At 66.8% G+C, this 19098-nt stretch carries 20 protein-coding genes; 8 read left to right on the top strand and 12 right to left on the bottom strand.

What is annotated here, in order from left to right:
* Window positions 1-110 precede the first annotated feature (110 nt).
* On the top strand, window positions 111-680 hold the full coding sequence (locus tag ACK6C6_RS05515) for an NMCC_0638 family (lipo)protein (protein WP_209589954.1): 570 nt from the start codon (window positions 111-113) through the stop codon (window positions 678-680).
* Between the two features lie 76 nt (window positions 681-756).
* Here the strand turns inward: ACK6C6_RS05515 and ACK6C6_RS05520 are convergent, their stop codons facing one another.
* The 6 genes from ACK6C6_RS05520 to ACK6C6_RS05545 form a co-directional block, all read right to left on the bottom strand.
* Complete coding sequence (locus ACK6C6_RS05520; protein WP_209589955.1) at window positions 757-1221, bottom strand: DUF421 domain-containing protein; 465 nt, start codon at window positions 1219-1221, stop codon at window positions 757-759.
* An 85-nt stretch (window positions 1222-1306) separates the two neighbouring features.
* A complete protein-coding gene (locus ACK6C6_RS05525; RefSeq protein WP_292044440.1) occupies window positions 1307-1483 on the bottom strand; it encodes an oxidoreductase-like domain-containing protein in 177 nt (58 codons plus the stop codon).
* The gene (locus ACK6C6_RS05530; protein ID WP_409266300.1) at window positions 1480-1872 is read right to left on the bottom strand and encodes a BlaI/MecI/CopY family transcriptional regulator; all 393 of its coding nucleotides are present in this window, start codon (window positions 1870-1872) and stop codon (window positions 1480-1482) included. Before ACK6C6_RS05530 ends, ACK6C6_RS05525 begins: the two co-directional genes overlap by 4 nt.
* Before the next feature lie 55 nt (window positions 1873-1927).
* On the bottom strand, window positions 1928-2392 hold the full coding sequence (locus ACK6C6_RS05535) for a hypothetical protein (protein WP_409266301.1): 465 nt from the start codon (window positions 2390-2392) through the stop codon (window positions 1928-1930).
* Between the two features lie 89 nt (window positions 2393-2481).
* Window positions 2482-3144, bottom strand: coding sequence for a response regulator (locus ACK6C6_RS05540; RefSeq protein WP_209589958.1), 663 nt, complete (start codon window positions 3142-3144; stop codon window positions 2482-2484).
* A complete protein-coding gene (locus ACK6C6_RS05545; protein ID WP_409266302.1) occupies window positions 3141-4724 on the bottom strand; it encodes an ATP-binding protein in 1584 nt (527 codons plus the stop codon). The genes ACK6C6_RS05540 and ACK6C6_RS05545 overlap by 4 nt, the downstream gene beginning before the upstream one ends.
* Window positions 4725-4982: 258 nt before the next feature.
* Between ACK6C6_RS05545 and ACK6C6_RS05550 the strand changes: the two genes are divergently transcribed.
* Window positions 4983-5345, top strand: a complete 363-nt coding sequence (locus ACK6C6_RS05550) for a KGG domain-containing protein (protein WP_209589960.1) — start codon at window positions 4983-4985, stop codon at window positions 5343-5345.
* A gap of 152 nt (window positions 5346-5497) precedes the next feature.
* Here the strand turns inward: ACK6C6_RS05550 and ACK6C6_RS05555 are convergent, their stop codons facing one another.
* The 5 genes from ACK6C6_RS05555 to ACK6C6_RS05575 are packed head-to-tail and all read right to left on the bottom strand — an operon-like array spanning window position 5498 to window position 9862.
* Window positions 5498-6844, bottom strand: coding sequence for a sulfite reductase subunit alpha (locus ACK6C6_RS05555; RefSeq protein WP_409266303.1), 1347 nt, complete (start codon window positions 6842-6844; stop codon window positions 5498-5500).
* Window positions 6841-7812, bottom strand: coding sequence for an FAD:protein FMN transferase (locus ACK6C6_RS05560; RefSeq protein ID WP_409266305.1), 972 nt, complete (start codon window positions 7810-7812; stop codon window positions 6841-6843). The genes ACK6C6_RS05555 and ACK6C6_RS05560 overlap by 4 nt, the downstream gene beginning before the upstream one ends.
* A gap of 48 nt (window positions 7813-7860) precedes the next feature.
* The gene (locus tag ACK6C6_RS05565; RefSeq protein ID WP_036209872.1) at window positions 7861-8682 is read right to left on the bottom strand and encodes a DUF4198 domain-containing protein; all 822 of its coding nucleotides are present in this window, start codon (window positions 8680-8682) and stop codon (window positions 7861-7863) included.
* 23 nt (window positions 8683-8705) lie between these two features.
* Window positions 8706-9218, bottom strand: coding sequence for a DUF2271 domain-containing protein (locus tag ACK6C6_RS05570; RefSeq protein ID WP_036209876.1), 513 nt, complete (start codon window positions 9216-9218; stop codon window positions 8706-8708).
* Window positions 9219-9241: 23 nt separating this feature from the next.
* Window positions 9242-9862 (bottom strand): PepSY-associated TM helix domain-containing protein, encoded by a 621-nt coding sequence (locus tag ACK6C6_RS05575; protein WP_409266306.1) that lies wholly within the window; start codon window positions 9860-9862, stop codon window positions 9242-9244.
* A 336-nt stretch (window positions 9863-10198) separates the two neighbouring features.
* Here ACK6C6_RS05575 and ACK6C6_RS05580 point away from each other — a divergent pair, with 336 nt between their 5' ends.
* From ACK6C6_RS05580 to ACK6C6_RS05605, 6 genes are all read left to right on the top strand, one after another.
* Window positions 10199-13054 (top strand): 2-oxoglutarate dehydrogenase E1 component, encoded by a 2856-nt coding sequence (locus ACK6C6_RS05580; protein WP_209589964.1) that lies wholly within the window; start codon window positions 10199-10201, stop codon window positions 13052-13054.
* 74 nt (window positions 13055-13128) lie between these two features.
* Complete coding sequence (odhB, locus tag ACK6C6_RS05585) at window positions 13129-14385, top strand: 2-oxoglutarate dehydrogenase complex dihydrolipoyllysine-residue succinyltransferase (RefSeq protein WP_409266307.1); 1257 nt, start codon at window positions 13129-13131, stop codon at window positions 14383-14385.
* A gap of 73 nt (window positions 14386-14458) precedes the next feature.
* Window positions 14459-14821, top strand: a complete 363-nt coding sequence (locus ACK6C6_RS05590; protein WP_209589966.1) for a PspC domain-containing protein — start codon at window positions 14459-14461, stop codon at window positions 14819-14821.
* Between the two features lie 15 nt (window positions 14822-14836).
* Window positions 14837-16270, top strand: coding sequence for a dihydrolipoyl dehydrogenase (gene lpdA / locus ACK6C6_RS05595; RefSeq protein WP_409266309.1), 1434 nt, complete (start codon window positions 14837-14839; stop codon window positions 16268-16270).
* A gap of 158 nt (window positions 16271-16428) precedes the next feature.
* Window positions 16429-17526 (top strand): cell division protein ZapE, encoded by a 1098-nt coding sequence (gene zapE / locus ACK6C6_RS05600; protein WP_036209889.1) that lies wholly within the window; start codon window positions 16429-16431, stop codon window positions 17524-17526.
* A gap of 13 nt (window positions 17527-17539) precedes the next feature.
* Window positions 17540-18223, top strand: a complete 684-nt coding sequence (locus ACK6C6_RS05605; RefSeq protein ID WP_409266310.1) for a hypothetical protein — start codon at window positions 17540-17542, stop codon at window positions 18221-18223.
* A 36-nt stretch (window positions 18224-18259) separates the two neighbouring features.
* Here the strand turns inward: ACK6C6_RS05605 and ACK6C6_RS05610 are convergent, their stop codons facing one another.
* On the bottom strand, window positions 18260-19066 hold the full coding sequence (locus tag ACK6C6_RS05610) for a PP2C family protein-serine/threonine phosphatase (protein ID WP_409266311.1): 807 nt from the start codon (window positions 19064-19066) through the stop codon (window positions 18260-18262).
* Window positions 19067-19098: the final 32 nt, after the last annotated feature.

Below are 19098 nucleotides of genomic sequence, written 5' to 3' on the forward strand. Positions count from 1 at the left end.
AAGAAAGATGCTTCAGGTGCTGCCTTGCATCCATGGTGGGAAAGCGAGGATTTGTAGCGAGCCCGGCTGGCTATACTTGACGGCTTCGTTCATACAACTGACAAGTCGACATGGAACAAGGCATGGGCAAGCGCTTTGCTGCCGTTTTCATACTCGCAGCACTGCCATTCACCAGCAATGCAGGCGGGCCCGCGGACCAGGCCAGATCATTTGCAGAGATCTACACGTCGCTCTGCATGAAACACCTGACGAATCTGGACGCCTTGCGCGAGAAGCTGAAGCAGGTGCCCAAGCTTGCGCCAGAGCAGGCGCGGCATTTCCTGTCGGGGAGGAGTGGCGATGCGTGGTCCGTACCCGACAAGCACGGCACTTTTGTGCTCGCCTTGCCCCATCAGAAGAACCTGTGTGCGGTGTACGCCCGCCGGGCGGATACGAGGGCCGCTGAAAAGCTGTTCGTGGAACGCGTTGGCACGGCTCCAGCACCATTGATCGGCAAGCGAACGGCAGACGATCACGCCAGGACCGCGAGCGGACCGACGCATACGCTTGCCTACGAGTGGGGCGTGCCGAAGGCCGGGAAAAAGATGGTGTTCACCCTGACAACGGCGGCGTCGGATACCGCGCAGGTGCAAGTGCTCGGTACTGCCGCCATCGCGAATGCGGATCGTGCACCCGACTGATCCTGGACTGTGATCCTGGCAGAGCCGACCCGATGGACATGGCGCTTCCCCTCGCGTTCGCAAGCGGATCGGTCCCTCAGTGGGGATTGCGCAGGATGGTGATTTCGCCGTCGGCTTCCAGGAAGGCGCATTTCATTTCCGGCCGCGGGCAGTCGTGCTCGCGCAGGGCTTCCTCGATGTCGGATTCGGACAGGCGGCAATTGCGCACCACCTTGTCGAAGAACACCCCGTCGCGTCCGATCAGGACGGCGCTACCGTCGACCAATTTTTCAAAGCGCGGGCTGCGCGAGCTGAACAGGGCGACCAGGGAGTTGATCGCGACCAGCGTAGCTGCCGCGATCAGGCCGCCGACCAGCGATTGGTCGCCCGCATTCAGCGAGTTGGACACGGCTTCGGACAGCAGCATGATGACCAGCAGGTCGAAGGGGGTGAACTGGCCGACCGTGCGGCGCCCGGACAGGCGCACCATGATTAGCAGAAAGATGTACACGGCAAGCCCGCGTACGATGAATTCCCACCAAGGAAGATCCATGTCGAACATACCGTCTCCATGCACAACACCGATGGGTTCATTGTAATCAAAATGCTAAGGTCTTGATTTTCAAGCGTGCGCTACCGGCGGCCGCTCAGGAGGCCGGCGGCGACGGCGATTGCCTGGCAGCTTCCCAGGCGGCTAGTTCTCGCTCGTAGCGTGCCAATGCTTCCTCGTAGAGGTCGAAGACACAGGGCACGCAGCCGCTGCGGCAGCAGTCCTCGAGTTCGGGCTGCACCGGCGGAACCGGACGCGGGGACGGCGTGCTCATTCCTTGCGCCCGGCCTCGCCGTTCAGGATCTGCTGGATTTCCTCGCGTTCCTTCTTGCTGACGTGGCCGCGCAGGGCGGCCAGCACCAGTTCCTTGCCCGAGCCGGAGAAGGCCTTGTGGATCAGGTCCTTGATCAGGCCGGCCTGGTGCCGGTCCTGCGGCTGGGCCGGCGCGTACACGTGGGCGCGCGCGCTCTCGTCGCGGGTGAGGAGGCCCTTGGCGTGCATCATCTGCAGCAGCCGCAGCACGTTGGCATAGGCCATGTCGGGCCGCGACGCGAGCGCGGCTTCGTGCACCTGGCGGGCAGTGGCGGGGCCGAGCTGCCACAGCAGGCGCAGCATTTCCAGTTCGGACGGGGTCGGCTTGGCGGGAACGTCGGGAGTGCTCATGGATCTAGATTAAATGATCTAGACGCCCAAGTCGAGCCGTCCCCGCGGCAGCGCCTCAGCTTCGGTCGTGGAGCCGGTATTCGCGCAGGTCGAGCACGTTCCTGCCGTTCTCCCGCACGCACACCCCGGTCATGGTCTCGCCCTGGCGCAGCACGTGCTTGATGCGGGTGCCCACGGCCTTACCGGCGCAGGCGGCGTGGGCGGCTTCCGGCACCTCGGGCAGGGGCGGCGGCGCGGGGGGCGCTGGCGGGGCCGGGATCGCGGGCATCGCGGGCATGGACGGCAGGGCCGGCGGGGCGATGCCGGTGACCCGCTCGTCCGGGAGCGCGGGCGGCGCCGGCGGGGCAGGAGGAGCCGGGGGCGCCGGGGGCGCAGGCGGGGTGGGCGGGGCCGGCGGCGGCGGGCATTTGCCCTTCACGGTCGACTCGCACTTGTAATGGACGTGCACGCCCGCCTGGGCGCCGCCGGCGAGCAAGCCCAGCAGGGCGATGGCGGCAATCGCCTTGTTTTTCGTATGCATGATGGTCTCCCTTGGCAGCGGCCCGCGCCATGCGGCGGGCCATGCTTGCATCCTGCATGCCAAATGTGGAGAAATGATGGAGCGCCGAGCTAGAGGTCGCAGCGGTAGCCGAGCCCGTAGATCGAACGGATCGCTTCCAGCCCCGGCGCGGCGGCATCGATCTTGCGCCGCAGGTTCTTGATGTGGCTGTCGATGGCGCGGTCGGTGGCGTCCAGGCTGTCGGCGCGGGCGGCATCGAGCAGCTGGGCGCGCGAGAACACCTGCCCCGGGCGCCGCGCCAGCGCCGCCAGGATCGCGAATTCGGTCGGGGTCAGGTCGAGCTGGCGGCCCTGGATCGCGATGCGGCGCGCGCCCTCGTCGATGGCCAGCGCGCGGCGGGGTTCTGCCGGCCCCGCACGGCGCAGGATGGCCTTGATGCGGGCCATCAGTTCGCGCGGGCTGAAGGGCTTGCACAGGTAGTCGTCGGCGCCGGCTTCCAGGCCGAGCAGGCGGTCGATCTCCTCGACCCGCGCAGTAACCATGATCACCGGCAGGTCGCTGGACTCCCGCAGCGTGCGGCACAGCGACAGGCCGTCGAGGCCCGGCAGCATCAGGTCGAGCACGACCAGGGCGGGCGGCTGGGCGCGGATCGCGGCCAGTGCCTCGCGGCCGTCGCCGAAGACCTGCGGCGCATAGCCGGAAGCGCGCGCGTAGTCGGCGACCAGCGTGGCCAGTTCGGGCTCGTCTTCCACGATCATGATGGACTGGCTCATGCGGCGCCTCGCGCCAGCGGCAGGGACAGTGTCACGCGCAGGCCGCCGAGCGGCGAGTGGGCGAAGGCCAGGCTGCCGCCCTGCGCTTCGAGCAGGCGCCGGCACAGCGCCAGGCCAAGCCCGGCGCCGCCGTGGGCACGGCTGCGCGAGGCGTCGACGCGGTAGAAGCGTTCGGCCAGGCGCGCCAGGGCATCGTCCGGCACGCCGGGTGCGCTGTCGTCGATGACGAGATGCAGGCAGCTAGCGTCGGCGTGCGCATGGAGCGCGATGCGCCCGCCCGCGGCGGTATAGCGCAGGCTGTTCTCGAACAGGTTGTCGAGCACCTGGCGCAGACGGTCCGGGTCGGCCAGCACGCGGCTGCGCGCAGGGGCGGCGCCCGGCTCGAGGGCAAGAGCGGCCGCCTGCAGGCGCGCGGCGAAGCCTTGCGCATGGGCGCTGGCGAGCTCCCACAGGTCGAGCGGGACCGGCTTGCAGTCGAGCGCCCCGACGTCGGCGCGCGCCAGCGCATACAGTTCGTCGATCAGCTTGTTCAGGGCCAGCACCTGGCGCAGCATGGACTCGACGGTCTCGGGCGTGGCGCTGCGCACGCCGTCCTGCAGGGCCTCGAGCTGGGCGCGCAGCACGGCCAGCGGAGTGCGCAGCTCGTGCGAGGTATCGGCCACCCACTGGCGGCGCGCCCCTTCCGCGCTTTCCAGCTGCTGCGCCAGGGCGTTGAAGTGGCGCGCCAGCTCGCCCAGTTCGTCGCTGCGGGTGCTCGGCAGGCGTACCTCGTAGCGGCCGCCGGCCAGCGCGCCGGCGCCCTCGGCCAGGCGTTCGATCGGCTGGCGGAAGTGGCGCGCCAGCAGCACGGCGGCAAGCGCGCTCAGGGCGACTGCCGCGGCGACGATCGGCCACAGGCTGCTGCGCAGCTGTTCCAGGAAGGCGAAGGCCATCGCATCGCTCGGCCGCTGGCTGGGCGCCACGCCGAGCAGGCCGACCGTGCGGCCGTCGACGTCGATGGCACGGTGGACCAGTGGGAAGTCGCCCGGCACGCGGCCTGCCAGGTAGGCGCCCTTCGCATCGAGCAGGGTGACGCGCTGGTGCAGGTCGTAGGTCACGCCATCGGCACGCGGCGCGTCCACGCGCGGCGGCGCCAGGGGCAGCGCCGGTGGCGCAGGAGGAGCGGGCGGCGCTGGCGGCGCCGGCGGCGCCGGCGGCATGACGCCGGCCATCGGCGCAGCCGGGGCTGGGGCGCTGGCCCGCGCGGGCGTTGCCGGAGGCAGGGGAGCTGCCGGTAGCTCGGGCGCCGGTGGTACGGCCATCGTCCGGCGCGCGCGTTCGTCCTGCAGGCGCACCAGCTCCTGCGCAATCCAGCCGTGCCGTGCGTCGCCGGCGGGCAGGAATTGCCAGCCGCCCTGGGCCCGGTAGCGCGTCGCCAGGCTGTCCGATAGTTCGCCCAGGCGGTCGAGTTCGATGCCGACGGCGTAGTCGCCGAAGCTGGCCAGCACGTTCTGGCGCAGCAGGTAAACGGCGCTGGCAACCACCGCGAGGATGGCGAGCAGGACCGAGAGAAAGAGGCGATGGCCGATGGAAAATTTCACAATGTCGAGTCAGTGTCGGACTACATGAAAGAGATTTTTTATTCTCAAAAAGAACTGGCGAACGATCATCCTATTCTAGTGATGCCAAAAATTCACTTAAAATTACTTCCAGTCTGACAGAGGAAACGCCGGAGCTGGCAAGGCTCAGTCCTACAAGACTATTGCCGGTTTTGGGTGGTCTATCGGGCTCGTCGTGGTTAGGATGGACCTGTCTCAGCCACTTCCGGCTGGTGCTTTCAACATAGATAGGAGGCAACTATGGCATCGAATAACCAAGGCGGCAACAAGGGCAACAACCAGGGCGGTAACAAGCAGAGCGGCGATACCAGCAACCGTGGTTTCGCCTCGATGGATCCGCAGAAGCAGCGCGAGATCGCATCGGAAGGCGGCCGCGCCGCACACGCATCGGGCAATGCCCATGAGTTCACCTCGGAAGAAGCACGCCGTGCCGGCTCGATGAGCCACGGCGGCGGTGGCGGCCAGCAGAGTGGCGGCCAGGGCGGCAACCAGCAAAGTGGCGGTGGCCGCGGCGGCAATCAGGCAAGCAGCGGCAACACCCGCGGCGGCACGCCCGAGCAGCATGCCAAGGCCGGCTCGCAGAGCCACAAGAACGACAAGTAATCAATAGCATCGTTCTTCGTAGGGTGGGCAAGTTTCTTGCCCACGCGGTGATAGGTAGTGGCTGCACTTTCGTGCCGGATGAGCTTGCCGTCAACTATCACCGCGTGGGCGGGAGACCCGCCCACCCTACGGTTGCGTTATCGGGGTAAGATTTAGTACACATCCCTGCGGTAGCGTCCTTCGGCCGTGAGCGCATCCAGCATCTCCACGCCCAAGACCTCCGTCAGCGCCTCGTGCACGCCGCCCGCCATCCCCTGCAGGCTGCCGCACACGTAGATCGCCGCGCCCCCGTCGACCCAGCTGCGTAGCGTTTGCGCCTGCTCGCGCACCAGGTGCTGCACATAGCGCGGCGCCGCCTGATCTCGCGAGAAGGCGAGGTCGAGCCGGGCCAGGTCGCCCGAGGCCAGCCATCCCTGCAGCTCGTCGCGGCACAGGAAATCGTGGGCAGCATTGCGCTCGCCGAACAGCAGCCAGTTGTCGCCTTTCCCGTCATCGATGCGCGACTTGAGCAGCGCGCGCAGCCCGGCCAGCCCGCTGCCGTTGCCGATCGCAATCAGGGGACGTGCGGCGTTGCCGTTCAGGCGGAAGCGCGCATGCGCGCGGATGCGCAGGCGGACCACCTCATCCGGCGAGGCCGTCTCGCACAGCCAGCCCGATGCCGCGCCCAGGCTGCCGTCCTCGCGCCGCTGCAAGCGCACCAGGAGCTCCAGCCGGCCTTCGGAAGGCAGGGACGCGATCGAATATTCACGCGGATGTTCCGGGTCGGCCGGGGCGCTGACCTGGGCCAGGTCGCCGGCCTCCCACGCCGGCAGCGCGGCATCGAGCGGCACCAGCGCGATGCGGTACAGCGGGGCGCCGGCGCTGCCCGGGTTGGCAAGCTCGCGCGTCGCGATGCGCCACTCGCCGTAGCTCGGGGCTTCCCAGTCCGGTGCGTCGCTGGTGCCGGCCAGGCGGCCGATGTGGTGCTGCCATGCGGCCAGCGCGGCGGGGTCGCCGCGGTCGACGTCGATGCGTTCGAACAGCGGCGTGGCGCCGTGCGCCGCCAGCCAGTCGGAAAGTAGGCGGCCGAAGCCGCAGTAATTCGTGTAGCTGCTGTCGCCCAGCGCCAGCACCGCGTAATGCAGGTGCGACAGGTCGAGCCCGGCACCCATCGTCACGCCCGCGAAACGCGCGGCGCTGTCGGGGGCGTCGCCCTCGCCATAGGTGCTGACGATGAACAGGATGCGGCCGGCCTTCGACAGCGTGTCCGGGCCGAGCGCCGACATGCAGGCCGCGCGCGCCGACAGGCCGCCTGTCGTCAAGGTGGCCGCGGTCTGTTCCGCCAGGTATTCGGCGCCGCCGGTCTGGCTGGCGTGGACCACCAGCCAGTCGGCCTCGCCCGTGGCGGTGGCCTTGCGGGTGCCGGCGCGGGCACGCCAGAACGCGAAGCACATCGCGAGGTAGCCGCCCGACAGGGCAAGGGCGCTGCCCCAGCGCACCGGATCGATGGTGAGCATCATTGCAGCAGCTCGCGCCAGGCGGCGCTGGCATGTTCGCGCAGGCCGTCCTCGCGGCGAACCAGGTAGCGCCCCGCGATGCCGCGCGCGTCGGCAAAGGCCAGTCCCGCATCGACGCCCATCACGGTCAGCGCGGTCGACAACGCATCGGCCACCATGCAGCTGCTAGCCACGACCGTACAGGAAGCGACGCCGTTGGCGATCGGATGGCCGCTGCGCGGGTCGATCGTGTGCGAGGCGCGCTGCCGGCCGTGCTCGAAATAGCTGCGGTAGTCGCCCGAGGTGGCGACCGCCAGCCCGTGCAGGGCCACCATGGCCTGCGGGCTTGCTGCCGCATCGGGCACGCCTTCGATCTCGACCCACCAGGGCTCGCCGCCCGGCTTCATGCCGGCGCCGCGCAGCTCGCCGCCGACTTCGACCAGGTAGTGGCGCACGCCGAGGCGCTCCAGGCACAGGCCCAGGCGGTCCACGCCGTAGCCCTTGGCGATCGAGGAGAAATCGAGGACGGCGCCGCCCGGCTGCAGCAGGCGGCGCTTGGTGCGGTCGAGCTGGGGAGCGGCCCTGGCGCGCCGCGCCAGGGTGCTGGCGACTTCGATGGGGGAGGGCAGCTGGAAGCCGGCGCCGTCGTGGCGGCCGGTCGGGCCGAAGCCCCACAGTTTGACCAGCGCCCCGGCGGCCGGGTCGTAGGCGCCGGCCGTGTCTTCATGGACCTGCAGCGCAAGATCGACGACGTCGTAGAACTGCGGCGGCAGCGCATGCCAGCTCCCTGCTGGCGCGCGGTTGTAGCGCGCCAGCAGGGAGCTTTCTTCCCAGTGGCTCATCTGCGCGACGATCTCGTCCAGCTCGCGCTGCAGGGCCGCCTCCAGGCCGTGGCCCGCGCCAGGCGGCACCAGCATCTGCGCCGACCAGGTGGTGCCCATCGAGCGCCCCGCCGCCTTGCGCAGCACGCTGCCGGCGGGAGGGAGTGCCATATCGATCTCGAACGGAACGAGAACGCTGCGCATCGTCTGACTGCCTTCTTACTGCGGCAGCACTTCGAAGGTGGCGGCGTAGGTGTAGCGCTTGGCGCCCGGCTGCTGCGGGGCGCCGCGTTCGCCGTGCGGCACGGCCGCGCTCAGGTAGTACATGTTCGGCGCCGCCACGGTGAAGCTCGCTTCGCCCTTGGCGTCGGTGGTCAGGCGCTGTTCGCCCGAGGAGCCGCGGTACTTGGCGGTGCCCGGCACCACGCTGAACGGCATGCTGGCCACCGGCTTGCCGTCGAGCTGGAAGCGCACGCGGATCGGCTCGCCGACGCGCAGGTCGGACGGGTGGGTGACCGGGACCAGCTCGAGGCCGACGCCGCTCGGCTTCAGGGCGGTCTCGTTCATCTTGTTGGCCGAGACGAAGGTTTCCAGGCGGGTGTGCACGTTGGTGGTCTGCACCTCGGTGGCGCCGGCCGGCACCTGCACCTGCGGGCTGCCCTGCGGACCGCGGAAGCGCTTGGTCTCGCCGTTCAGCTTGTAGCTGCCCATCACGTTGTTGTTGACGATGGACAGGCGGTAGGTGCCGTCCTTCGGCAGGCGCAGGTCGAGGGTGCTGCGGTACTTGCCCAGCACTGCGCCGGTGGCCTTGCTGGTCGCGCCGTCCGGGTCGGTGATGGTCAGGTTGTCCAGGCGCAGCGGGGCGTGGTTGAATTCGAACAGCTGGTTCGAGATGCCGGCGTCGAGCGTGACCCAGGCTTCCTTGGCGTCGACCATGGTGCTGTTCGGCAGCAGCCAGGCGTCGTGCGCCTGGGCCGTGAAGGACATGCCGGCGAGGATCAGGCCGAGCAGGGCGGCTTTGGTGAAGCGGGGTTGTTGCATGGTGTTCTCCTGTTCTTGATACGTTATTGGATCTGGAGCGACACGGCCCCCAGTTCGTCCTTGCCCGCCGCGCTGGCCGCGACCTTGCCCTTGCCGGCCCAGTTGAAGGGCAGCTTGACCACTTCGCGTCCGCCCGATTCGCGCGAGGCCTCGACCACCAGCGTGTAGTCCCCGGCCGGAAGCTTGTCCAGGCCATGGCGCGCGCCGTCGAACTTCATGGTGTGGGCGCCCGGCGGACGGGTCGCGCCGCTCACGCCGTCGATCGGCATGGTCGCTTCGCGCCCGGCCTTGCGCCACCAGGTGCGCAGGTCCTTCAGCCACTTCTCGCCTTCGCGGTTCTTCAGCTTGAGGTCGTACAGCACGGCCAGGTTCGAGGCAACCGTCTGGTCGGCGCGCTCGATCCAGATCGCGACATAGGGCTTGTGGTATTCGGCCACGTTCAGGCGCGGCAGCTCGAACTTGACGGACAGGTCGGCGCCCACGGCCCAGCTCGATGCAAACGGCAGGGTTAGGAGGAGTGAATGGGACAGTTTCATTCTTGGTCTTCTCAATGGGGGATTCAATGAACGAACAGCAGGGCCAGCACGATCGGCAGCACGATGCCGAAGCCGACAACCGGCCAGGTCGACGGCCGCTTGGCCGCGTGGTACTTCAGGATCAGGAAGCCGGTGATGCAGAACACCACGCAGGCGACCGAGAAAATGTCGATGAACCAGCTCCAGATCGGGCCCGTGTTGCGGCCCTTGTGCATGTCGTTGAGCCAGGAGATCCAGCCGCGGTCGGTCCGCTCGTATTCGGCGCTGCCGTCGGCGGCGATGCGCAGCCAGGCGTCGCCGCCCGGGCGGGGCAGGGCCAGGTAGGCGTCTTCCTCGCTCCACTCGGCGCGCTTGCCGCGCGCCTCGACCGGGAAGGCCGTGTTGGCCCAGTCCGCGATCTCGCTCGGCAACGGCAGGTCGGCGTCGGCATGTTCGGCGGCGAATGTCGCGAGCTGGGCGCGCAGGGGTTCCGGCAGGCTCGCCTTCAGGCGGGTGACGCGCGGCTCGGCCTCGATCAGGCTGGCATTATTCAGGGTCAGGCCGGTAAAGCTGAACAGCAGCATCGCCATCAGGCAGATCGCGGAGCTGATCCAGTGCCACTGGTGCAGCTGCTTCAAATAGACGGCGCGACCCGCGCTGGGCATGGTCTTGGGTGCTGCGGATGCGGAAGTGGTCGGTCCGGTTGGGCTCATCATTAAATGATAACGATTATCATTTACCTGGTCAACCCGCTCCATGTGGCTTTACAAATAGAAATAAAACATTTCTTGTTGAACGCTCTGCCTTGCCCGGAAGCTTGCGTTACAATACTGTGCGCCAAAAGGCAGCAGGAGGCCTGTTTGCCTTGCTTGGTGCACAGAACGACGTCCTTCCCCCACAACTTGAGAAGTAAGTGCGATCCGCTAACCGGTCAGGCCGTGTCGCGGAAGGTTAGATTAACCCGCCCCATACTCGCGAAGCGCGAAGAAAGGTGAGCAAGAATGATGCAGCAACAGAATGCGAACTCGTACCTGTTCGGCGGTAATGCGCCCTACGTGGAAGAGTTGTACGAAGCGTACCTGAACAATCCGGGTTCGGTCCCGGAAAACTGGCGCGCTTACTTTGACCAGATGCAGCACGTGCCCGCAGTGGATGGCTCCAGCCGCCCGGACGTGGTCCACTCCTCGGTCGTCGCCTCGTTCGCGGAACGCGCGAAGCAGGGCCCCATCCGCACCATCAGCGCCTCGTCGGACCCGGAAATGGGCCGCAAGCGCGTGGCCGTCACCCAGCTGATCGCCGCCTACCGCTACCTCGGCTCGCGCTGGGCCAACCTCGACCCGCTGCAGCGCCAGGAACGTCCGCCGCTGCCGGAACTCGACCCGGCCTTCTACGGCTTCACCGAAGCGGACCTCGACACCGTCTTCAACATCAGCAATACCTACTTCGGGAAAGAAACCGCGCCGCTGCGCGACATCCTGAACATGCTGCGTGATACTTACTGCCGTTCGATCGGCGCCGAGTTCATGTACATCAGCGATCCGACCGAAAAGCGCTGGCTGCAGGAGCGCCTGGAGTCGATCCGCTCGACCCCGACCTTCACCGGCGACAAGAAAAAGCACATCCTCGAGCGCCTGACCGCGGCCGAAGGCCTGGAACGCTACCTCCACACCAAGTACGTCGGCGCCAAGCGCTTCTCGCTGGAAGGCGGCGAATCCTTCATCGCCTCGATCGACGAAGTCATCCAGCGCGCCGGTGAAAAGGGCGTGCAGGAGATCGTCATCGGCATGGCCCACCGCGGCCGCCTGAACGTGCTGGTCAACACCCTGGGCAAGAGCCCGGCCGACCTGTTCGAAGAATTCGAAGGCAAGCACGCCGACGACCTGCCGGCAGGCGACGTCAAATACCACCAGGGCTTCTCGAGCGACATCTCGACCCCGGGCGGCCCGGTCCACCTGTCGCTGGCCTTCAACCCTTCGCACCTCGAGATCGTCAACCCGGTCGTCGAAGGTTCGGTCAAGGCGCGCATGGAACGCCGCGGCGACCGCAAGGGCAAGGAAGTGCTGCCGATCCTGGTGCACGGCGACGCTGCATTCGCCGGCCAGGGCGTGGTCATGGAAACCCTGAACCTGGCCCAGACCCGCGGCTACGGCACCGGCGGTACCGTCCACATCGTCATCAACAACCAGATCGGCTTCACCACCTCGGACCCGCGTGACGCCCGTTCGACCATCTACTGCTCGGACGTCGTCAAGATGATCGAGGCGCCGGTGCTGCACGTGAACGCCGACGATCCGGAAGCGGTCGTGCTGGCCTCGCAGATCGCGATGGACTACCGCACCGAGTTCGGCAAGGACGTGGTCGTGGACATCGTCTGCTACCGCAAGCTGGGCCACAACGAGCAGGACACCCCGGCCCTGACCCAGCCGCTGATGTACAAGAAGATCGCCAAGCATCCGGGCACCCGCAAGCTGTACGCGGAGAAGCTGGCTGCGCAGGGCACCGTGCCGCCGGCAACCGGTGACCAGCTGGTCGCCGAGTACCGCGCCGCGATGGACGCCGGCAAGCACACCGTGGATCCGGTGCTGACCAACTTCAAGGGCAAGTACGCCGTCGACTGGGCGCCGTTCCTGAACAAGAAGTGGACCGACGCCTGCGATACCTCGGTGCCGCTGGCTGAACTGAAGCGCCTGGCCGAACGCATCACCAAGGTGCCGGAAGGCTTCAAGCCGCACTCGCTGGTCGAGAAGGTCCTGAACGACCGCGCCACCATGGGCCGCGGCGAGATGAACCTCGACTGGGGCATGGGCGAGCACCTGGCATTCGCCTCGCTGCTGTCCTCGGGCTACGCAGTGCGCCTGTCGGGCCAGGACGCCGGCCGCGGCACCTTCGTGCACCGCCACGCCGTGCTGCACGACCAGAACCGCGAGCGCTGGGACCAGGGCATCTACCTGCCGCTGGCCAACGTCTCGGACAACCAGGCCAATTTCACCGTGATCGACTCGGTGCTGTCGGAAGAGGCGGTGCTCGGCTTCGAGTACGGCTACTCGACCGCCGAACCGAACACGCTCACCATCTGGGAAGCCCAGTTCGGCGACTTCGTCAACGGCGCCCAGGTCGTCATCGACCAGTTCATCGCTTCGGGCGAAGTGAAGTGGGGCCGCGCCTCGGGCCTGACCATGATGCTGCCGCACGGCTACGAAGGCCAGGGTCCGGAGCACTCGTCGGCACGCATCGAGCGCTTCCTGCAGCTGTGCGCCGACAACAACATGCAAGTGGTGCAGCCGACCACGGCCGCCCAGATCTTCCACCTGCTGCGCCGCCAGATGGTGCGCCAGTTCCGCAAGCCGCTGGTGATCTTCACGCCGAAGTCGCTGCTGCGTAACAAGGACGCCGGCTCGCCGCTGACCGACCTGGCCAAGGGCGGCTTCCAGACCGTCATCGGCGAAGTGGACGAGAAGATCGACGCATCCAAGGTCAAGCGCGTGCAGGTCTGCTCGGGCAAGGTCTACTACGACCTGGTCAACGCACGCAAGACCCGCGGCGTCAGCGATGTCGCCATCGTTCGTATCGAACAGATGTACCCGTTCCCGCACAAGTCGTTCGCCGCCGAACTGAAGAAGTACCCGAACGCGACCGAAGTGGTGTGGGTGCAGGACGAGCCGCAGAACCAGGGTCCGTGGTTCCAGATCCAGCACAATGTGTTCGAAAGCATGGAAGACGGCCAGCGCCTCGCCTACGCAGGCCGCCCGGCTTCCTCGTCGCCTGCGGTCGGCTACGCCGACAAGCACGTGGCGCAGCAGAAGGAACTGCTGGAGACCGCGTTCTCGAAGCTCAAGGGTTTCATCCTCACCAAGTAATCACCACTGCCCCCGCATGCGTCTGACGCGCGGGGGCGTTTGCATACAGAATACATAAACGGAGCTACAACAAAATGGCACAAATCGAAGTCAAGGTCCCCCAACTGTCGGAATCGGTTGCTGAAGCAACCCTGCTGTCCTGGCACAAGAAAGTCGGCGAGCAGGTCTCGCGCGACGAGAACATGATCGACATCGAGACCGACAAGGTGGTCCTGGAACTGCCGGCCCCGAGCGAAGGCGTGATCGTCCAGCTGCTCAAGGCCGACGGCGCCACCGTCGTGTCGGGCGAAGTCATCGCCATCATCGACACCGAAGCTTCGGCCCAGACCAGCCCGCTGGAAGTGAAGCCGATCCCGTCGGCCGCCCCGAACGCACCGATCGCCGCTGCTCCTGCTGCCGCAGCCACCGGCGCGAAAGGCGACGTCGCCATGCCGGCCGCCGCCAAGATCCTGGCTGACAACAACATGAGCGCTTCGGACGCCACCGGCACCGGCCGCGACGGCCGCGTGACCAAGGGCGACGCCCTGGCCGCTGTCGCCAACAAGCCGGCACAAGCCGCCGCACCGGCGCCGGCGCCTGCCGCCAAGCCGGCCCTGCAATCGGTCGCCGCACCGGTCGCGAACCTGGGCGACCGTCCGGAAGAGCGCGTGCCGATGAGCCGCCTGCGCGCCCGTATCGCCGAGCGCCTGCTGCAGTCGCAACAGACCAACGCCATCCTGACCACCTTCAACGAGGTGAACATGGCGCCGGTCATGGAACTGCGCAACAAGTACAAGGACAAGTTCGAGAAAGAGCACGGCGTCAAGCTGGGCTTCATGTCCTTCTTCGTCAAGGCCGCTGTCGCCGCCCTGAAGAAGTACCCGATCCTGAACGCCTCGGTCGACGGTAACGACATCGTCTACCACGGCTACTTCGACATCGGTATCGCCGTCGGTTCGCCGCGCGGCCTGGTGGTGCCGATCCTGCGCAACGCCGACCAGCTGTCGATCGCCGAGATCGAGAAGAAGATCGGCGAATTCGGCCAGAAAGCCAAGGACGGCAAGCTGACCCTGGAAGACCTGAACGGCGGTACCTTCTCGATCTCCAACGGCGGCGTGTTCGGCTCGATGCTGTCGACCCCGATCATCAACCCGCCGCAGTCGGCGATCCTGGGCGTGCACGCCACCAAGGACCGCGCCGTCGTGGAAAACGGCCAGATCGTCATCCGCCCGATGAACTACCTGGCGATGTCGTACGACCACCGCATCATCGACGGCCGCGAAGCCGTGCTGGGCCTGGTCGCCATGAAGGACGCGCTGGAAGATCCGGCACGCCTGCTGCTCGACCTGTAATTCGGCAGCACCGTAGTGCAATACAGACATGCCTGTGCTTGCAGGCATGTCCCCAAGACCAGTGAGGACCGCCATGATCTCCGATGAAATCCGGCGTTTGCACGAACTGCACCAGGCCGGCGCGCTCTCCGACGCCGAATTCGAGCAGGCCAAGGCGAAAGTCCTGGCCAGCGAAAAGGTCAGCCTGGAAAAGGAAGGCAGGAGCAGCACCGGCGCCGGCTTCGGCCCGCCGCCCGGCAGCTTCGAGGCCAAGCTGAAGTCCCTGCGCCGTACGCGCCGCGACCGCTGGCTGGCCGGCGTCTGCGGCGCCCTGAGCGATGGCTTCGGCATGGACATCTATGCCTGGCGCCTCGTGTTCGTGCTGCTCACCCTGGTGACCTCCGGTGCTGGGGCGCTGGCCTATCTGGCGCTGTGGATCTTTGTCCCAGAAGAATAAATAAGGAAGCTATTCATGAGTAACGAGAAACAATTCGACGTCGTCGTGATCGGCGGCGGCCCTGGCGGCTACATCGCCGCCATCCGTGCAGCGCAGCTCGGCTTCAAAACCGCCTGCATCGACGCATGGAGCAATGCGGCAGGCAAGCCGGCCCCGGGCGGCACCTGCACCAACGTCGGCTGCATCCCGTCGAAGGCCCTGCTGCAGTCGTCCGAGCACTTCGAGCACGCCGGCCACGCCTTTGCCGACCACGGCATCAAGGTTGGCGGCCTGGAACTCGACCTGCCGACCATGCTCAAGCGTAAGGACACCATCGTCAAGCAGAACAACGACGGCATCCTGTTCCTGTTCAAGAAGAACAAGGTCACCTTCTTCCACGGCCTGGGTTCGTTCGCCGGCAAGACCGAAGGCGGCTACACCGTCAACGTGAGCGGCCCGACCACCGACACCCTGACTGCCAAGAACGTGGTCATCGCGACCGGTTCGAACGCCCGCCAGCTGCCGGGCGCGGAATTCGACGAGAAGCTGATCCTGTCGAACGAAGGCGCACTGGCGATCGACGCCGTGCCGGGTAAACTCGGCGTGATCGGCGCCGGCGTCATCGGCCTGGAAATGGGCTCGGTGTGGCGCCGCGTCGGTGCCGACGTCACCGTGCTGGAAGGCCTGCCGACCTTCCTGGGCGCGGTCGACGAGCAGATCGCCAAGGAAGCGCACAAGCTGTTCACCAAGCAGGGCCTGAAGATCAACCTGGGCTGCAAGATCGGCGCGATCACCAAGGGCGAGAACAACGTCACCGTCAACTACGCCGATTCGACCGGCGCCGAGCAGACCGCCACTTTCGATCGCCTGATCATCTCGATCGGCCGCGTGCCGAACACCAACGGCCTGAATGGCGAAGCAGTCGGCCTGCAGCTGGACGAGCGCGGCTTCGTGGTCGTGGACGACGAATGCCGTACCAGCCTGCCGGGCGTGTGGGCAGTCGGCGACGTGGTGCGCGGCCCGATGCTGGCGCACAAGGCGGAAGAAGAGGGCGTCGCGGTTGCCGAGCGCATCGCCGGCCAGCACGGCCACGTCAACTTCAACACCATCCCGTGGGTCATCTACACCTCGCCGGAAATCGCCTGGGTCGGCAAGACCGAGCAGCAACTGAAGGCCGAAGGCGTGTCCTACAAGGCCGGCACCTTCCCGTTCATGGCCAACGGCCGTGCGCGCGCGTTGGGCGATACCTCGGGCATGGTGAAGTTCCTGGCCGATGCCACGACCGATGAAATCCTGGGCGTGCACATCGTCGGCCCGGTGGCTTCGGAGCTGATCTCGGAAGCCGTCGTCGCGATGGAGTTCAAGGCCTCGTCGGAAGACATCGCCCGCATCTGCCACGCGCACCCGTCGCTGTCGGAAGCCGTCAAGGAAGCCGCGCTGGCGGTGGACAAGCGTTCGCTGAACTTCTAAAGCATCACCGGCGCATCCAACAGTGCGCCTTTGTAGGGTGGGCGGGTTCCCCGCCCACGCGGTTAACCGGCGTATGTGAAGCCACGGAGCGGGCCCAGATACGTGATTTGACCGCGTGGGCGGGAGACCCGCCCACCCTACGTTAACACCGTCTCGTCATGAATGTTCAAGAGTATTACCAGCACGCGCTGACCGAGCGCGGCTTCAAGTCCGACCCGGCACAGGCCGCCGCGGTGGATCGCCTGCAGCAGGCGTACGACGACTGGGTCCAGTACAAGGCCCAGCGGTCGTCCGCTTTCAAGCGCCTCATCAACCGCCCGGACGTGCCCAAGGGCGTGTACATGTGGGGCGGGGTGGGGCGCGGCAAGTCCTTCCTGATGGACTCCTTCTATTCGGTGGTGCCGGTGGTGCGCAAGACGCGCCTGCACTTCCACGAGTTCATGCGCGCCGTGCACGGCCAACTGGATGAACTGAAAGGCGTGGCCGATCCGCTCGACGAAGTCGCCAAGCGCATCGCGAAAAAATACCGCCTGATCTGCTTCGACGAATTCCACGTCTCGGACATCGCCGACGCGATGATCCTGTACAACCTGCTCAAGGCCTTGTTCGACAACGGCGTCTCCTTCGTGATGACCTCGAACTACGAGCCCTCGACCCTGTATCCGGACGGGCTGCACCGCGACCGCATGCTGCCCACCATCGCGCTGCTCAAGGACAAGCTGGACGTCCTGAACGTCGATGCCGGCAACGACTACCGCAAGCGCGCGCTCGAGCAGGTGGAGGCCTACTACACGCCGCTGAATGCGGCCTCGGACCATGCGCTGCGCGAAGCCTATGCCAAGGTGGCCGACACCGCCGACGAGAGCCCGATCGTGCACATCGAGAACCGTGAGATCCGCGCGCTGCGCCGCGCCGGCGGCGTGATCTGGTTCGACTTCGCCACCCTATGCGGCGGGCCGCGCTCGCAGAACGACTACCTCGAACTGGCCTCGCGCTTCCATACGGTGATCCTGTCGGGCATCCCGGCCATGTCCGCGGGACAGTCCTCGGAAGCGCGACGCTTCACCTGGCTGGTGGACGTGTTCTACGACCACAAGGTCAAGCTGATCATGTCGGCCGCGGTGGAGCCGGAGGAGCTGTACACCCAGGGTATGCTCGCGAACGAATTCCACCGCACGGTCTCGCGTATCATTGAAATGCAGTCGCGCGAATACATGCTGGCCGAACGCCGCGGCGCCGCCGATGCCATCGCCTGATCGAAAGGAAACCATGAGGACTTACCCAATCATCCGCGTCCTCGCCGCGGCCGCGGTCGCCGCAAGCCTGTCCGCCTGCGCCAGCGTCGAGCCGGGCCCTGCGCTGGAAACGGTCGACCCCACCACTTCGGTGGAACAGGCCGATCAGCGCCTGGCCGCGGTCGCCGTGGAACGGGCCGCGATCGAGGCGCGCTATGCCGAGCGGGAAGCGGTCTGCTACGAGAAATTCTTCGTCAATAACTGCCTGGACGAAGCGAAAGAACGCCGCCGCGTGGCCTTGAATGCGCAGCGCAACATCGAAATCGAAGCCGAGCGCTTCAAGCGTCGCGTGAAGGTCGAAGAGCGCGATCGCGAGATCGCCGCCGCGGACGCCGAATACAAGGCCGAGGAAGCGCGCCTGGCGGCCGAACCGCCGCCACCGCCGCGCGACACCACGGCCCTGCCGCCGCCCAAGCCGTCGCCGGCCGCCTCGCGCATGGCGCGCCGCAATGCCAAGGCCAAGGAAGAGGCTGCCCGCGCGCCCGAGGAAGCCGCCAAGGCCGCGGCGAACGCGCGCGCGTTCGAGGAACGCAAGCGCAAGTCGGAAGAGAAACAGAAGGAAGTCGCGCAGCGCGTGGCCGAGCGCCAGGCGAAGGCGGCCGCGCGCAAAGCGGAAGAAGAGAAGGCGAAGGCGGCGACGCCGGCGGCGGGGAAGTAAAGGCTGTCGACGGGCGCCTGCGCGGCGCCGATGGTCTCAGACTGTCCGCCCAACCCTTCCCGCCAACCCATCCTGGGCCGGCTTCACCAGCTTCACGATCGCCATCGAGCAATTCCCGCCCTTGCCCTGCGAGCGTTCCTGCGCCTTGTTGATCAGCATTTCGGACGCCTGGCGCGGCGTGGCCCGGCTGGTGGCCGCCGCCAGTTCGGCATCCGTGAAGAAATGCCATAAACCGTCCGAGGCCAGCAGGAACACGTCTCCCGGGGCCAGCCCGGTGTGGCTGCCGAAGCTCACAAAAGGCTCCTTGCGGCTGTTGCCCATGACGTTGAGCAGCAGCTTGGACTTGCGGTGGTTCCTTGCCGCGTCCTCCGGCAGCCTGTCGCTGGAGACCAGGTGCTGCACATAGGCCGCGTCGCCCGTGCGCAGCTTGCACTTGCCGTCATGAAAATGGTACAGGCGCGAGTCGCCCACATGTCCCCATACCGCCTCGCCGTGCGGCGTCAATACCAGGCCGACAAAGCTCGCATGCGCTTCCAGTCCCTCGCCGGCGCCGAGCATCACCGAGTTCATCTTCATGACCAGATGGGTTTCGCTGACGATGTCCTGCAGCAGCTGCTCGATCCGCTCCAGGCTGGGGCGGTCGCCCGGCTTGAATTCGTCGAAGACCTGGCGCGCCGTGTGCAGCACCTGGTCCGCCCCTGCAGCGCCGGCGATGCCGTCCGACAGCACGGCCAGCACGTAACCGGGCGCGCGGGCGCCGGTCAAGAGGGCAACGCGGTCGTTCTGCTGCGGGCGGTTCCCGATGTGCTGCGCGGTTCCCGCTTCGATCTTGTATGTTGTCATAAACCTTTATTTCCGTAGCGCCTGCGCCAATC

Origin of the sequence: Massilia sp. BHUDP2 (assembly GCF_046236355.1) — a bacterium.
GTDB classification, from domain to species: domain Bacteria; phylum Pseudomonadota; class Gammaproteobacteria; order Burkholderiales; family Burkholderiaceae_D; genus Telluria; species Telluria varians.

Excerpts from the sequence above, each read along its gene's own strand:
- ACK6C6_RS05515 (WP_209589954.1), top strand. The coding sequence starts at position 111 with ATGGAACAAGGCATGGGCAAGCGCTTTGCTGCCGTTTTCATACTCGCA.
- ACK6C6_RS05520 (WP_209589955.1), bottom strand. The coding sequence starts at position 1,221 with ATGTTCGACATGGATCTTCCTTGGTGGGAATTCATCGTACGCGGGCTT.
- ACK6C6_RS05525 (WP_292044440.1), bottom strand. The coding sequence starts at position 1,483 with ATGAGCACGCCGTCCCCGCGTCCGGTTCCGCCGGTGCAGCCCGAACTC.
- ACK6C6_RS05530 (WP_409266300.1), bottom strand. The coding sequence starts at position 1,872 with ATGAGCACTCCCGACGTTCCCGCCAAGCCGACCCCGTCCGAACTGGAA.
- ACK6C6_RS05535 (WP_409266301.1), bottom strand. The coding sequence starts at position 2,392 with ATGCATACGAAAAACAAGGCGATTGCCGCCATCGCCCTGCTGGGCTTG.
- ACK6C6_RS05540 (WP_209589958.1), bottom strand. The coding sequence starts at position 3,144 with ATGAGCCAGTCCATCATGATCGTGGAAGACGAGCCCGAACTGGCCACG.
- ACK6C6_RS05550 (WP_209589960.1), top strand. The coding sequence starts at position 4,983 with ATGGCATCGAATAACCAAGGCGGCAACAAGGGCAACAACCAGGGCGGT.
- ACK6C6_RS05555 (WP_409266303.1), bottom strand. The coding sequence starts at position 6,844 with ATGATGCTCACCATCGATCCGGTGCGCTGGGGCAGCGCCCTTGCCCTG.
- ACK6C6_RS05560 (WP_409266305.1), bottom strand. The coding sequence starts at position 7,812 with ATGGCACTCCCTCCCGCCGGCAGCGTGCTGCGCAAGGCGGCGGGGCGC.
- ACK6C6_RS05565 (WP_036209872.1), bottom strand. The coding sequence starts at position 8,682 with ATGCAACAACCCCGCTTCACCAAAGCCGCCCTGCTCGGCCTGATCCTC.
- ACK6C6_RS05570 (WP_036209876.1), bottom strand. The coding sequence starts at position 9,218 with ATGAAACTGTCCCATTCACTCCTCCTAACCCTGCCGTTTGCATCGAGC.
- ACK6C6_RS05575 (WP_409266306.1), bottom strand. The coding sequence starts at position 9,862 with ATGCCCAGCGCGGGTCGCGCCGTCTATTTGAAGCAGCTGCACCAGTGG.
- ACK6C6_RS05580 (WP_209589964.1), top strand. The coding sequence starts at position 10,199 with ATGATGCAGCAACAGAATGCGAACTCGTACCTGTTCGGCGGTAATGCG.
- odhB (WP_409266307.1), top strand. The coding sequence starts at position 13,129 with ATGGCACAAATCGAAGTCAAGGTCCCCCAACTGTCGGAATCGGTTGCT.
- ACK6C6_RS05590 (WP_209589966.1), top strand. The coding sequence starts at position 14,459 with ATGATCTCCGATGAAATCCGGCGTTTGCACGAACTGCACCAGGCCGGC.
- lpdA (WP_409266309.1), top strand. The coding sequence starts at position 14,837 with ATGAGTAACGAGAAACAATTCGACGTCGTCGTGATCGGCGGCGGCCCT.
- zapE (WP_036209889.1), top strand. The coding sequence starts at position 16,429 with ATGAATGTTCAAGAGTATTACCAGCACGCGCTGACCGAGCGCGGCTTC.
- ACK6C6_RS05605 (WP_409266310.1), top strand. The coding sequence starts at position 17,540 with ATGAGGACTTACCCAATCATCCGCGTCCTCGCCGCGGCCGCGGTCGCC.
- ACK6C6_RS05610 (WP_409266311.1), bottom strand. The coding sequence starts at position 19,066 with ATGACAACATACAAGATCGAAGCGGGAACCGCGCAGCACATCGGGAAC.